Raw genomic sequence first — 12,853 nt, 5'->3', positions numbered from 1 at the left:
GCTCACGCCTCCCGCGCCGACTCCGCCCGACGACGGCGCAGCTCGTCCTCCTCCACGCCCGCGACCAGTTCCGGGGCGGCCAGGGGCCGGGGCGCGGACTCGAGCGTGCGGATGTCCGGCGTGGGGGCCAGGCCCGGGTCGGCGTCGCGGAGGCGCCGGGCGGCGGGGAGCACGCGCGACTCGACGCTGCCGACGAGCTGGTTGTAGCGGTCCACGGCGGTCTTGAGGGAGCCGCCCATGCGGTCCAGGTGAGTGCCGAGCGTGCCGAGACGCTCGTAGAGGTCCTTCGCGCTGGCCACCACGGTGTGGGCGTTCTCGGCCAGGGTGTCCTGCCGCCACGCGTAGGCCACGGACTTCAGGGCGGTCAGGAGGGAGACGGGGGCGACGAGCGCGACGTTCCGGGAGAACGCGTGGTCCAGCAGCCCGGGGTCCGCGTCCAGCGCCGCGGCCAGGAGCGACTCGGCGGGCAGGAAGCACAGGACCAGCTCGGGGGAGTGCTCGAGGCCGTCCCAGTAGGACTTCGCGGAGAGCTGGTCCACGTGGCGGCGCACGGCCGCGGCGTGCTGGGCGGCCAGCGCCTGGCGCCGCTCGTACGCCTCCTCGCCGGGCTCGTCCGCGAGGGCCTCGGCGGCCAGCGCGTCCCCGATGGGGGCCTTGGCGTCCACGGCCATGGCCTTGCCGCCGGGCAGGGACACCACGAGGTCCGGGCGGAGGCGCTCGCCGTCCCTGCCGGACAGCGTGGCCTGCTCCGTGAAGTCCACGTGGTGGAGCATGCCCGCCGCCTCGACGACCCGCCGCAGCTGCGCCTCGCCCCAGTGGCCCCGCGCGGAAGTGGACTTGAGCGTGGCCATGAGCGACGTGGTCTGGTTCAGCAGGTCCCGGTCGGTGGCTGCGGCGGCGCGGAGCTGCTCCCCGAGCCGGCCGAACTGGGACGCCCGATCCCGTTCCAGCACGCTCACCTGCTCCTGGAGCGCCGCCAGCCGCTGGCCCAGCGGCGCGAGCGTGGACATCACCTGGGACTCCGCGCGTTGGCGTTCGGCGTCCTCGGCGCGCGCGGCCGTGAGCGCACGCTGCTCCGCCCGGGCGGCCGCGAGCGCCTCTCGCGCCCCCTGGTGCTCGGTGCGCAGCGCGGCCAGCTCGGCCTGGGCCCGGCGGGCCTCCTCACCGCCGTCGGCCGCCCGGCGCCACATGAGCCACGCGCCCAGCAGGGCGCCCAGCACGAGTCCGAGGGTGAGGGCGAGCAGCAGGCTGAGGATCTCCATGACCCCACCCTCGCAGGCTGCACGGACACGGTAGGCCGCGGCGCGCCGTCGTCGTGGCGGGCGGCTCAGCCGAAGAGCGGGTTGGGGCCGTTGGCCACGACCTGCGGGTCGCCGTCGACGCGGGCGGCGATGCCCGCCGCGGCCACGCCGGGCAGGTACGGGAAGACCATGCGGGTCGAGGCCAGGGCGGCGGCGTCGAAGGCCTCCACCGCGACGGCCGGGCGGGGTCCGTCCGCCGTCTCGATCTCGCCGTCGAACACGGCCACCGCCCGCGTGGGGCGAGGGCTGATCTTCGCGACCGTGGCGGCCGCCTGCTCGGGCTGGAGGTCCGGGTGCTCCCACATGCCGCGCTGGCCGTCGGCCGTGACGGCGAGGATTGTGGGGGCGAACACGGGCTGCCGGCCGAGCGTGTTGAACACGTGCTCCACCGCGAGGCTGATCAGCGGCAGCAGCTCGCCGCCGGGAGGCGTGGGGGTCGGTCCGGTGGGCGTCGGGGTGCTCATGGGGCCGAGGCTACCGGCCCTGTCCGACGGCGCCCACCCGCGCCTAGCGTGAACCCATGCAGCTCACCATCGCCCCCGGGGACATCACGGCCACGCACGCGGACGCCGTCGTCAACGCCGCCAACTCCACCCTGCTCGGCGGCGGAGGCGTGGACGGCGCCATCCACCGGCGTGGCGGTCCCGAGATCCTGGCCGAGTGCCGCCGCCTGCGCGAGACCGACCTGCCGGAGGGGCTGCCCGCCGGCCAGGCCGTGGCGACGACGGCGGGGCGCCTGCCCGCGCGCTGGGTCATCCACACGGTGGGCCCGGTGTGGGCCAAGACGATCGACAAGTCCGACACCCTCGCCTCGTGCTACCGCGAGTCCCTGAAGGTGGCGGCCGGGCTCGGCGCCCGGACGGTCGCGTTCCCGGCGATCTCCGCGGGGATCTACGGCTGGCCCATGGAGGACGCGGCGCGGATTGCCGTCGAGACCTGCCACGCGATGGCGGACGAGGTGGGCGACACCGTGGACGAGGTGCTGTTCGTGCCGTACGGCGAGACGGCGGAGGCCGCGTTCCGTGCGGCGCTCGGGCACCTCGAGGCCCCCCAGACCACCGATGACGAAGGAGACACCGGACGATGACCATGCGTTTCTGGACCAGGACCGTCGCCGTGACTGCGGCGAGTCTGCTCGCGCTCACCGGCTGCGCGACGGGAGGGGAAGAGGCGGCGACGTCGTCCTCCCACGGCGGGCACGCGGGCCACGCGATGGACGGCGGCCCCGCCCCCGAGGGCATCGAGCCCGCCGCGGACCCGGCCCACCCCGTGGGCACCGAGGTCACCCTCATGGCGGACCACATGCCCGGGATGGAGGGGGCCGCCGCCACCGTCGTGGGCGCGTACGAGACCACCGCCTACTCCGTGGACTACCGGCCGACGACGGGCGGGCCCGAGGTGACGGACCACAAGTGGGTCGTCCAGGAGGAGCTGGAGGACGCGGGCGCCGAACGCCTGCCCGACGGCGCGGCGGTCACCCTCGCGGCTGACCACATGCCGGGCATGCAGGGTGCGGAGGGCACGGTGCACTCCTCGACGGATGAGACCGTCTACATGGTGGACTACGAGTCCGACGGCATGCGGATGAGGAACCACAAGTGGGTGGTGGAGAGCGAGATCGCCTCGGCGGGCTGACCCCGGGCCGGGAGGGTCCTGACCGCCCGCCTGGAAGTTGATCGAACTTCACGTAGATTTCTGGAATAGGCTCGCCGGGCGTGCTGTTGTAGTGGTCAGACGCCGCGGTGTCAGCGGCGCCCACCCGAATCCCGAGGAGAGTGAACCGACATGGCCCGTCCTATCGATCCGTTCCGTGAGATGGAGCGCCTGGTGAACGGTCTGACGCCCCGCGCGACCGGCACCGTGTCCATGCCCATGAACCTGTACCGCGAGGGCGACGTCTTCGTCGCCGAGGTCGAGCTGCCCGGCGTCGACCCGGCCTCCATCGACGTGGACGTGGAGGAGCGCACCCTCACCGTCCGCGCCGAGCGCAAGGAGGACCCGGCCCGCGAGGACCGACGCTGGCTCACCCGTGAGCGTTCCGCCGGCACCTTCGCCCGCCAGCTCACCCTGGGCGAGGGCCTCGCCCTCGACCGCATCCAGGCCGACTACAGCGACGGCGTCCTGACCCTCACCATCCCGGTGGCGGAGCAGGCCAAGCCCCGCAAGATCTCCGTCACCCACGGCGGTGCTGCCCCCGTGGCCGGGCAGACCGTGGAGGGCGAGACCGCCGAGACCACCGGCGAGTGACCGGCCTCTGACGGAGCCGCGCGCGGCCGGCGTGACCGGCGCGCGGTCCGTCCCCCGAACGCAGATGCGGCGGGCCCCCCACCGGGGGCCCGCCGCATCTGCGTGGCGGTCAGGCGCGATCGGCCAGGATCAGCTGCGCCGCCTTCTCACCGATCATGACGCACGTGATGTTGGGGTTCACGGTCACGTGCTCGGGCATCACGGAGGCGTCGGCCACGCGCAGACCCGTCACGCCCTTGACGCGCAGGCGGGCGTCCAGGGGGCTCATGGCGTCGTCGTCGGCGCCCATGCGCACCGAGCCCACCGGGTGGTACACGGTGTTGTGGGTGCGGCGCACGTAGTCGGCGATCTCCTCGTCCGTCTGCGCCTGCTCGCCCGGGGCCAGCTCGCGCCCCGCCCACGCCGCCATGGCCGGCTGGGAGACGATCTCCCGGGCCAGTCGGATGCCGGCCACCGCGACGGCCATGTCATGGCCCTCCGGGTCGGTGAAGTAGCGCGGGTCCACGGCCGGCTTGTCCCGGTAGTCGTTGAAGCGCAGGCGCACGGTGCCGCGGGACTTGGCGTCGGGAGGGCCCGGCGGCCCTGCGGTCTCGGCTGTCGTCCTCTGGTCGGCAGACACGGGTGTGCTTACTGTCGACGGGGTCTGGGCGGCCCGTCCACCCTACGGATCGGTCATCTGGACGGGGATGCGTGCTGGGCGGTGCGGGTCTCTGGGTTCCGTGGGCACGCCGGGCTGGGGCTGGGGCTGCCGGGCCCCGTGGCCGCCGGGCCTCTGGGTTCCGTGGGCAGAAAAGCAAGGGTTTCTGCCCCCGGAAGCGAAAACCCTGCCGGTTCTGCCCCCGGAACAGGGGAGAGCGCGCTTTCTGCCCACGGAGCGGGCGGGGCTGCCGGTTCTGCCCACGGAACGGGGCCGGTGCGGGACGCCTCCGCCGCGGCGGGCCCGCCGGTAGACTGCCGGACTGTGGCTTTGACTATCGGATTCGTGGGACTGCCCAACGTGGGCAAGTCGACCCTGTTCAACGCGCTGACGCGCCAGACCGTGCTCGCGGCGAACTACCCGTTCGCGACGATCGAGCCGAACGTGGGCGTGGTGAACCTGCCGGACGAGCGGCTGCCCCAGCTGGCCGAGATCTTCGGCTCCGAGCGCATCCTGCCGGCCACGGTGTCCTTCGTGGACATCGCCGGCATCGTGAAGGGCGCCTCGGAGGGGGAGGGCCTGGGCAATCAGTTCCTGGCCAACATCCGTGAGGCCCACGCGATCGCCCAGGTGGTGCGCGCGTTCGACGACGGCGACGTCGTCCACGTGGACGGCAAGGTGGACCCGGCCTCGGACATGGAGACCATCAACACCGAGCTGATCATCGCGGACATGCAGACCGTGGAGAAGGCGATCCCGCGCGTCGAGAAGGAGGTCAAGGGCAAGAAGAAGGAGCCCGCCGACCTCGAGGCGCTCAAGGCCGCGCTCGCGGTGCTGGAGCGGGGCGAGACGATCTTCGCGGCGAAGGACAAGGACAAGCTGGACATGGACCGGCTGCGCGAGCTGAGCCTGCTCACCGCCAAGCCGTTCATCTACGTGTTCAACTCGGACGAGGGTGTGCTGGGGGACGAGGCCAAGCAGCAGGAGCTGCGCGATCTGGTGGCCCCCGCCGACGCCGTGTTCCTGGACGCCAAGCTCGAGTCCGACCTCGTGGAGCTCTCCGAGGAGGAGGCCGCCGAGATGCTGGAGATGGCCGGGCAGGACGAGTCCGGGCTGGACCAGCTGGCCCGCGTGGGCTTCTCCACCCTCGGCCTGCAGACCTACCTGACGGCCGGGCCGAAGGAGACGCGCGCGTGGACCATCCCCGTCGGCGCGACCGCTCCGGAGGCCGCCGGCGTGATCCACACCGACTTCCAGCGTGGCTTCATCAAGGCGGAGATCGTGAGTTTTGATGACCTGATCGCCGCCGGGTCGATGGCCGATGCCAAAGCCGCCGGCAAGGTGCGCATGGAGGGCAAGGACTACGTCATGAAGGACGGCGACGTGGTGGAGTTCCGGTTCAACGTGTGATTCGTTGAAATCATGCGGTTTTTGGCGCCGTTAGTCTGTGGCATGACGCAGAATTATGGCGAGCCTATGGCAGTCGTGTCGTAGCGGTGGATGCCCTCACTGGCTGGTTCTGGTGGGGGCTTCGTCGTCTGTGGGACGTATGCACGTAACGTATATGTGGCACCCTCGGTCATGCCGCGTGAGCGGTCATGTGGTTCATGATCAGCTCGCACTCCACCGGGGCTAATCGGCCTACACTCATGACCTAAACGTAGCGCCCGTTGCGTCCTGACCCCGGAACGAAACCCGGGGCGCTGGAGGCACCTCGGCAACGGCCTTCACATGCGCGGGGCACACCACCTTTTCATGCGGGGATTGTCCCACGGTATCCCTGCAAATCAGTCTGCATGAGCCGCACCAGTGGCCAATCGACGAACTGATTTTAGACCCCATGCCCGCTTACGCGGTGTGACCAAGAATGTCACCTTTACGTGCATCAGTTCCAGGCGCGCCTCCAGTACCCTTGCGGGGTGAACGGCCGAGCATCACTTTTGTCGACATCTACACACCCCTACGCAGACACTCCGCGAGCAAACAATTCCGCCTGCTCGATCACCAGCTCGATTGCCTTAGCTTCCGCATCAGGCGGGTAGTCGTACTTGGCGAGGATGCGGCGTACCTTTGAGCGCATCGCAGCCAGCACAGACTCCTTCAGGTTCCAGTCGATCGTTGCTGATTGCCTGACAGACGTCACGAGCTCTTGAGCGATCGCCTTGAGTGTCTCGTCGCCCAGCTCCATCACCGCAGAGTCGTTCTGCACTACCGCGTCATAGAAAGCGACCTCATCTTCGCGCAGTCCGAGCTCCTCGTGCCGTTTCTGAGCGTCGCGCATCTGCTTCGCAAGTTTCACCAATTCCGCGATGATCTCAGCGGTCGTCAACGACCGGTTCGTATAGCGGTTCACGGTCTCTTCGAGCATCTCCGAGTACTTGCGCCCTTGGACGACGTTCGTTCGCTGCACCGTACGGATCTGGTCGTTCAGGAGACGCCGCAGCAGCCCCATCTGAAGGTTCGGCCTGTCCTTCTCCGCGAACGAATCGAGGAACTCCTCACTGAGGATTGAGATCTCGGGCGTCTCGATCCCAGCGAGCATGTACACGTCCACTACCTGATTAGCTGTGACCGCCTCGTTGAGAAGCTGACTGAGTGCTGTATCGACCTCTACTGCGCCCGAACCGCCTCGGCCAGAGTCGGGGTTTTGGATCTTCAGGATCGCTGCTCGGACGTCCGTGAATAGTCGGACATCGTTCCGGATCGCGGCTGCCTCATCGCGCGCGCCCGCCAGCGCGAACGCCTTCGCCAGAGCCAGCACCTGGTCATTGAACCGCGAGGTCCGGTCTGGGTCCGCCATGACGAAGTCGAGGACCTTTGCGTACTCGTTCAACCGCTGGGCAGCTGTCAGCTCCGGGGAAGAGTCGAACTGGACTCCGTGGAGGAGTCCGCGCACGATGTCGTGCTTCTCCAGCATCACCTGGACCATCTCGTCGATGGGCACGCCAGCCTGGTCGCGGTCGGACGGCGAGTATTCGCTCAGCGCGTTCTGGAGGTTCGCGAACACTCCGATGTAGTCGACGATCAGCCCGCCGGGCTTGTCACGGAACGTTCTGTTCACCCGAGCGATGGCCTGCATGAGCCCCGCGCCCTGCATGGTCTTGTCGACGTACATCGTGTGCATCGACGGGGCATCGAAACCGGTCAGCCACATGTCCCGGACGATGACCAGTTCCAGCGGGTCGTCCGCGTTCTTCGCCCGCAGCTTGAGGTCCTTGCGCACGTCCTTCGAGTGGATGTGCGGCTGGAACTCAGCAGGATCAGACGCGGACCCGGTCATGACGACCTTGATCTTGCCCTGCGCCGGATCATCCGAATGCCAGTCGGGTCGCAGTGCGATGATCTTCTCGTACAGCCGCACGGCGATCCGGCGACTCATGGTGACGATCATGCCCTTGCCGAACAGGGATTCGCGGCGCTTCTCCCAGTGCTCCACGATGTCGCGGGCCACGAGATCAAGTCGTGCCTCCGCTCCGACGACCGCTTCCAACCGCGACCAACGTGACTTCGCAGCTGTTGCGGTGTCTTTCTCGACGGACTCGGTGATCTCATCGGCGAGGTCGTCCAAGGCAGCGAGGTCCGCTTCCGACAGCTCGATTTTTGCCAACCTGGACTCGTAGAAGATCCGGACAGTCGCACCATCCTCCACTGCCCTTGTGAGGTCGTACACGTCCACGTAATCGCCGAACACAGCCCTTGTGGATTTGTCGTTCGACTCGATCGGAGTGCCGGTGAAACCGAGGTACGTCGCGCCGGGGAGCGCGTCGCGCATGTGCTTGGCCAGCCCGGACTTGAGTCGACCGTGGCGGTCGAGCGTCTCGCTGAATCCGTACTGACTCCTGTGCGCCTCGTCGGCGATCACGATGACATTCCGACGGTCAGTGAGCACGGGGTTGGCGTCTCCGTCCTCGCCCGGCGCGAACTTCTGCAAGGTGGTGAACACGATCCCACCCGACGCGCGCTTCAGCTTGGCCCGCAGATCCGAGCGCGTTGCTGCCTGCACCGGCGTCTCCGGCAGGATGCGCGCGGGGGCGAAAGTCTCGCCGAACAGCTGATCGTCGAGATCGTTGCGATCGGTTATGAACACCAGCGTCGGGTTCGCCATGCGCGGGTCGCGCATGATCTTTGCAGCGTAGAACACCATCTCGAAGCTCTTGCCGGAGCCCTGGGTGTGCCACACCACGCCGCCGCGTCGGTCCCCATCAGGGCTTGACGCTTGCACCGTGGACTCGACGGCAGCGTTGATCGCCCAGTACTGATGGTACTTCGCCACACGCTTCAAGAGCGCCCGCGTGGGCTGTCCTGTCGACTTGTCGGTGACTGTCTCGTCACTGAACACCACGAAGTTCTTCAGTAGGTCCAGGAACCGCTTCGGCTCGAACACGCCCTTGATGAGAACCTCAAGTGCTGGCCGGTTGCTGACGACCTCACGACCCTCGATGGTCTTCCACGGCGCGTAGTGCTCGAACGCACCCGAGTAGCTGCTCATCGCCGCCGACGTTCCGTCAGAGATCACTGTCACCGCGTTCGGCACAAATACCGACGGGATGTCGTGTCGGTACGTCTGCACCTGGTTCCACGCCGACTTTAGCGTCGCGTGCCCAGCGGCCGGATTCTTCAGCTCCAACAGCGCGAGCGGGAGCCCGTTAACCATCACGAGCACGTCAGGGCGGCGGTTCTTGCCGTTCTCGACGATCGTGAACTGGTTGACAGCCACCCAGTCGTTATTCGCCGGCTCGTCGAAGTCCACCAGCCACAAGCGTGTTGTGCGCAGCAGGCCATCGTCGCCGCGATGCTCGACAGGTACACCCTCCGTGATGAGCTTGTGCAGGCGAGCGTTCTCGTCTACAGCGCTCTGCGACCCGGCACGCTGCACGGTCTTCACAGCCTCGGCGATCAGCGCGGCGTCAGCGCTAGTGTTGATCCGCCGAAGCGCATCACGCAGACGCCCCCACAGCACGACGTCCTCGTACGAGTCCCGCTCTGCGTCAGGCTCTCCCGGCGCGATCTCAGGGGCGTGCACACGTCGGTAGCCCAGCTCGGCGAAGTGCTCTAGAGCGGCCAGTTCGACGACGTTCTCGTTGAAGGTGCTCATCCGCCACTCCTCACTGCGGCAGGCGACGTTGGTCCAGTGCGCTTCGCCAGATAGACCTCGACGAGGAAGCTCGCGACGGTCTTCGCTGAGTTCACAGCCACCCGGGCATGTCGCGCTTGTGGCTGCACGTGACGCGCGTGTCCGTCACTCGCCATGTTCCGGATCGCTGCCAGACCGTTGACGATCTGGACCAGGCCGCGTGCGATCTGCTTGAACCCTTCGTCGACCTGGTCATCCTTGTCGTCGATCCGAAGAATCTTCGCAACTGCCTTGTACTGTCGCTGGAGGTCACCGGCGTAGTTTCCGCTCTGGCCTGTTAAACGAATCTCCAGCTGTTCCAACACCGCCTCAACCAAGGTGCGCGACACTGTGATCGCCCCTTCGAGGTCTGAGGCTGCGAGACGACGCTCCGCCTTGTCGGACAGTTCTCGGACATACGCCAGCGTGAGAACTTCCGGTGCGACCGGCGCAGCACTCAACGGGACGGCGACGCCTTCCAGTCGCGAGACGATCGCGCGATACTTATCGATCGAGGCACTTTCATCGTCTCCGTCTTGCTCGCCTCTGTATTCGAGAAGTGCATGTAGAACACGAGCGCACTCTGACGTCGAAGCAGAGCGAAAGAACGCACGTAAACGCTTAGCCTTCGAGAGGCCGGAGTCTTCTGGCTCGATCTCGACATCCAGATCAGCAAAGAAATCCGCGAAGGTGCGGTTACTGAAGTCGAGTACGTAACCGTCACCCATGTCGAGGACTTGTTCAACGATGCGCATATCTGTCGCGCTCAAGACAGGTGTTTTCATGACGTCACCGGAACTCGTAGACCACCTGAGAGTAGTTCGGGGAGGAGAGCGTCGCGAAGAGCGACAAGACGATGAGACTCGAACGTCAACTGCGTGAGACGCTCAACGAGCGGGTCTACACGGGCTGATAGCTCGATTCGTTCGGTGGCGGTCAGGACCGGAACTCGCCATGCCGCGAGGTCTTTCCAAGAGGCACGGGGCATTCTTGTCCCAGTAGAACTGGCTGACAAAGAATCGATCAATGCATCAGATGCTGCGACGGCTGTCACCAAGGCAATGTCGCGAGGACTCTTCGGCCGGACTACCAAGATGTCAGTCGAGCACACGCCATCGATAGGCGCAATACCCACCTTCTTGAAGTACGGGCGAAGCTTACCGAAGAGGAGGTCCCCTCGCTTAAAGGCAGTCTTATTACTGCCAAGACCCTTAGCTTTCTTCCATTCAGTCAGGAAAATTGATCCTCTGGGCATGTGTTCAAGCCCAATATAGTTGTCATCGGGATCAATCTTGTCTATTTCTACTGGGGCCTTCACCAGTGCGCAATAATCGCCCAGTGTTCCGTCCTCGCCCTCGGAGGCATCGAGCGTAGATTCGACAACCGCGCGGATAAGAGATTCCCCAGTGGCCATTGCTTGTCGGTTCGACTCGATCTTGTCGTCGAACGCGCCGAGTGTCGCAGCGATCGCGCGTTGCTCCGGGAGGGACGGGACGTGCACCGGAATGTCTGCGAGAAGTTTTTGGCTCAGGTATGGAAGCGCGCTCCCTTGAGCCCATTCCGCGATATGGACACTTTCGATCAGATAGATCAAGAAGCCGCTATCGACAACAGCGGGCTTGGGTATGGCAGCCATCATGTTGTTGTCCATCGCGGTCGGTACCGTGATCCGCCTCAGGCGCTCAGCCTTCAGTCCCTCGCCAATTTTTGCGAATGCTACGGCGCCGGGAGGTGTTAGTTTCAACTTCATTCGCGCCGCGGTTTCAGCCGACACCCAGTTATTTGCCTCAATGATCCGTATGCTGTTAGCAGGAAGAGTCATATCGCTGACCTTGATGAACGGATGGTCGCCGGTCAAATGTCCTTGCTCGTGTCTCGGAAAAGCTCCTCCTGCCTGGAATGTACAGAGTTCCCCGAGCACGCTTTCCATCCACTGCGCGGTCACGAGAGCGATCCCATGCGCAGTCGAACCTCATTTTCCAGCTCGCGCCCACGCTCGAACTCCGCTAACAGCTCGTTCGTGAGGCGTTCAATCTTCTCATCGATCGGTTCGTCGTCGACTTCCGCCTCAGCTGCACCGACGTACCGGCCGGGTGTGAGGACGAATTCGTGTTTCTCAATCTCCCCGATCGTGGCCGACTTCGCGAAACCGGGGACGTCTTCATAGCAGCCGTCGTGGTTGCGCCATTCGTGGTAGGTGTCCGCGATCTGCGCAATGTCGTCGTCCGATAGCACGCGCAGGCGTCGCGACTGCATAGCTCCGAGCTTGCGGGCGTCTATAAACAGCACCTCACCTTTGCGCGCGCGGTGCCCATTGCCGTCACGCCCCTTGGAGATGAACCACAACGACACGGGGATGCCTGTGTTAAAGAAGAGCTTGTCTGGCATTGCGACGATGCAGTCGACCAGGCCAGCCTCGACGAGCCGCTGACGGATCTCGCCCTCGCCACTGCTCTTGGAGGACAGTGACCCGTTGGCGAGCACGAAACCTGCTGTGCCGTGAGGCGCAAGATGGTGAAGGAAGTGTTGCACCCATGCGAAGTTCGCGTTGCCCTTCGGTGGTGTCCCGTACTTCCATCGGGGGTCGTCGGCGAGCTTCGCATCCCACCAGTCAGAGACGTTGAAAGGCGGGTTCGCGATCACGTAGTCAGCACGCAGGTCGAGGTGAAGGTCCTCTGTGAACGAGTCCGCAGAATGCGAGCCCATGTCCGCCTCGACGCCACGCAAAGCCAGGTTCATCTTCGCGAGCTTCCATGTCGTATCGGTGAACTCCTGCCCATATACCGAGATGTCGGTGCGTTTGCCGCCGTGAGCCTTCACGAACTCAGCCGACTGTACGAACATGCCGCCCGAGCCCGCAGCTGGGTCGTACACGCGACCCTTGAACGGTTCCAGCATCTCGACAAGTGTCTTGACCACGGAGCGAGGCGTGTAGAAGGCTCCCGCATCCTTGCCGGTCTCCTTGCCTGCGAACTGGCCAAGGAAGTATTCGTACACGCGACCGAGCACGTCGTCTGCGCCGTGATCGTCGGTCTCAGTAAAGCCGATCGACCCGATGAGGTCGACCAGCTCACCGAGGCGTCGCTTGTCGAGGCCATCACGGCCATAGTTACGGGGCAGCACGCCGCGAAGCGACGGGTTCTCCTTCTCGATGAGATCCATCGCTTGGTCGATCTGCTGACCGATCTCCGGCTGCTTGGCCACCGACTGCACGTATCCCCACCGGGCGAGAGACGGCACCCAGAAGACGTTCTGACTCGCGTACTCGTCCCGATCCTCCAGGAACGACTCGATCCGCTCGGGCTTGATGCCCTCGGCGGCCAGCTCGTCCTTGAGCTGCTCGCGGCGCTCCTCGAACCGGTCGGAGACGTATTTGAGGAACACCAGGCCCAGCACGACGTGCTTGTACTCGCTGGGCTCCTGGTTGCCCCTGAGCTTGTCAGCGGCATCCCACAGTGTCTGTTCGAGCGTTTTCGCCGGCTTCGCTTTCGCGGCCCGTCTCGCCATAGTTCGTACTCCTTCGCGCGAGAAACGCGCCTTCGTCTGCAATTTTCA

General features: G+C 65.8%; 10 protein-coding genes and 1 pseudogene. 4 read left to right on the top strand and 7 right to left on the bottom strand.

Annotated features, from left to right (window positions below; genetic code table 11):
• Positions 1-2: 2 nt before the first annotated feature.
• Together AC0VX2_RS08350 and AC0VX2_RS08345 are read right to left on the bottom strand one after the other, a co-directional pair.
• Complete coding sequence (locus AC0VX2_RS08350; RefSeq protein WP_078025886.1) at positions 3-1,262, bottom strand: DNA recombination protein RmuC; 1,260 nt, start codon at positions 1,260-1,262, stop codon at positions 3-5.
• A gap of 65 nt (positions 1,263-1,327) precedes the next feature.
• Complete coding sequence (locus AC0VX2_RS08345) at positions 1,328-1,765, bottom strand: hypothetical protein (RefSeq protein WP_052001240.1); 438 nt, start codon at positions 1,763-1,765, stop codon at positions 1,328-1,330.
• A gap of 56 nt (positions 1,766-1,821) precedes the next feature.
• Between AC0VX2_RS08345 and AC0VX2_RS08340 the strand changes: the two genes are divergently transcribed.
• The 3 genes from AC0VX2_RS08340 to AC0VX2_RS08330 all read left to right on the top strand — a co-directional run bounded on the left by AC0VX2_RS08340 (position 1,822) and on the right by AC0VX2_RS08330 (position 3,548).
• A complete protein-coding gene (locus AC0VX2_RS08340; protein WP_036340380.1) occupies positions 1,822-2,388 on the top strand; it encodes an O-acetyl-ADP-ribose deacetylase in 567 nt (188 codons plus the stop codon).
• Positions 2,385-2,936, top strand: coding sequence for a YdhK family protein (locus tag AC0VX2_RS08335; protein ID WP_020626858.1), 552 nt, complete (start codon positions 2,385-2,387; stop codon positions 2,934-2,936). Before AC0VX2_RS08340 ends, AC0VX2_RS08335 begins: the two co-directional genes overlap by 4 nt.
• A 150-nt stretch (positions 2,937-3,086) precedes the next feature.
• A complete protein-coding gene (locus tag AC0VX2_RS08330) occupies positions 3,087-3,548 on the top strand; it encodes an Hsp20/alpha crystallin family protein (RefSeq protein ID WP_036317045.1) in 462 nt (153 codons plus the stop codon).
• 109 nt (positions 3,549-3,657) lie between these two features.
• Here AC0VX2_RS08330 and AC0VX2_RS08325 read toward each other — a convergent pair.
• Positions 3,658-4,110, bottom strand: a pseudogene (locus AC0VX2_RS08325) (GMC oxidoreductase); the annotation flags it as partial.
• 399 nt (positions 4,111-4,509) lie between these two features.
• On the opposite strand from AC0VX2_RS08325, the gene ychF reads away from it, so the two are divergent.
• Entirely contained in the window at positions 4,510-5,595 is a 1,086-nt protein-coding gene (gene ychF / locus AC0VX2_RS08320; RefSeq protein WP_036340374.1) for a redox-regulated ATPase YchF, read from the top strand.
• Between the two features lie 550 nt (positions 5,596-6,145).
• Here ychF and AC0VX2_RS08315 read toward each other — a convergent pair.
• The 4 genes from AC0VX2_RS08315 to AC0VX2_RS08300 are packed head-to-tail and all read right to left on the bottom strand — an operon-like array spanning position 6,146 to position 12,805.
• A complete protein-coding gene (locus AC0VX2_RS08315) occupies positions 6,146-9,280 on the bottom strand; it encodes a type I restriction endonuclease subunit R (RefSeq protein WP_145015303.1) in 3,135 nt (1,044 codons plus the stop codon).
• A complete protein-coding gene (locus AC0VX2_RS08310; protein WP_078025884.1) occupies positions 9,277-10,083 on the bottom strand; it encodes an abortive infection family protein in 807 nt (268 codons plus the stop codon). Before AC0VX2_RS08310 ends, AC0VX2_RS08315 begins: the two co-directional genes overlap by 4 nt.
• The gene (locus AC0VX2_RS08305) at positions 10,080-11,243 is read right to left on the bottom strand and encodes a restriction endonuclease subunit S (RefSeq protein WP_078025883.1); all 1,164 of its coding nucleotides are present in this window, start codon (positions 11,241-11,243) and stop codon (positions 10,080-10,082) included. The genes AC0VX2_RS08310 and AC0VX2_RS08305 overlap by 4 nt, the downstream gene beginning before the upstream one ends.
• A complete protein-coding gene (locus AC0VX2_RS08300; protein ID WP_036340367.1) occupies positions 11,240-12,805 on the bottom strand; it encodes a class I SAM-dependent DNA methyltransferase in 1,566 nt (521 codons plus the stop codon). Before AC0VX2_RS08300 ends, AC0VX2_RS08305 begins: the two co-directional genes overlap by 4 nt.
• Positions 12,806-12,853 lie beyond the last annotated feature (48 nt).

The sequence above is a fragment of the Micrococcus sp. iso_239 genome (assembly GCF_056173395.1).
The sequence above is the reverse complement of the archived record's forward strand: the minus strand, read 5'-3'. Positions and strand labels throughout refer to the sequence as shown.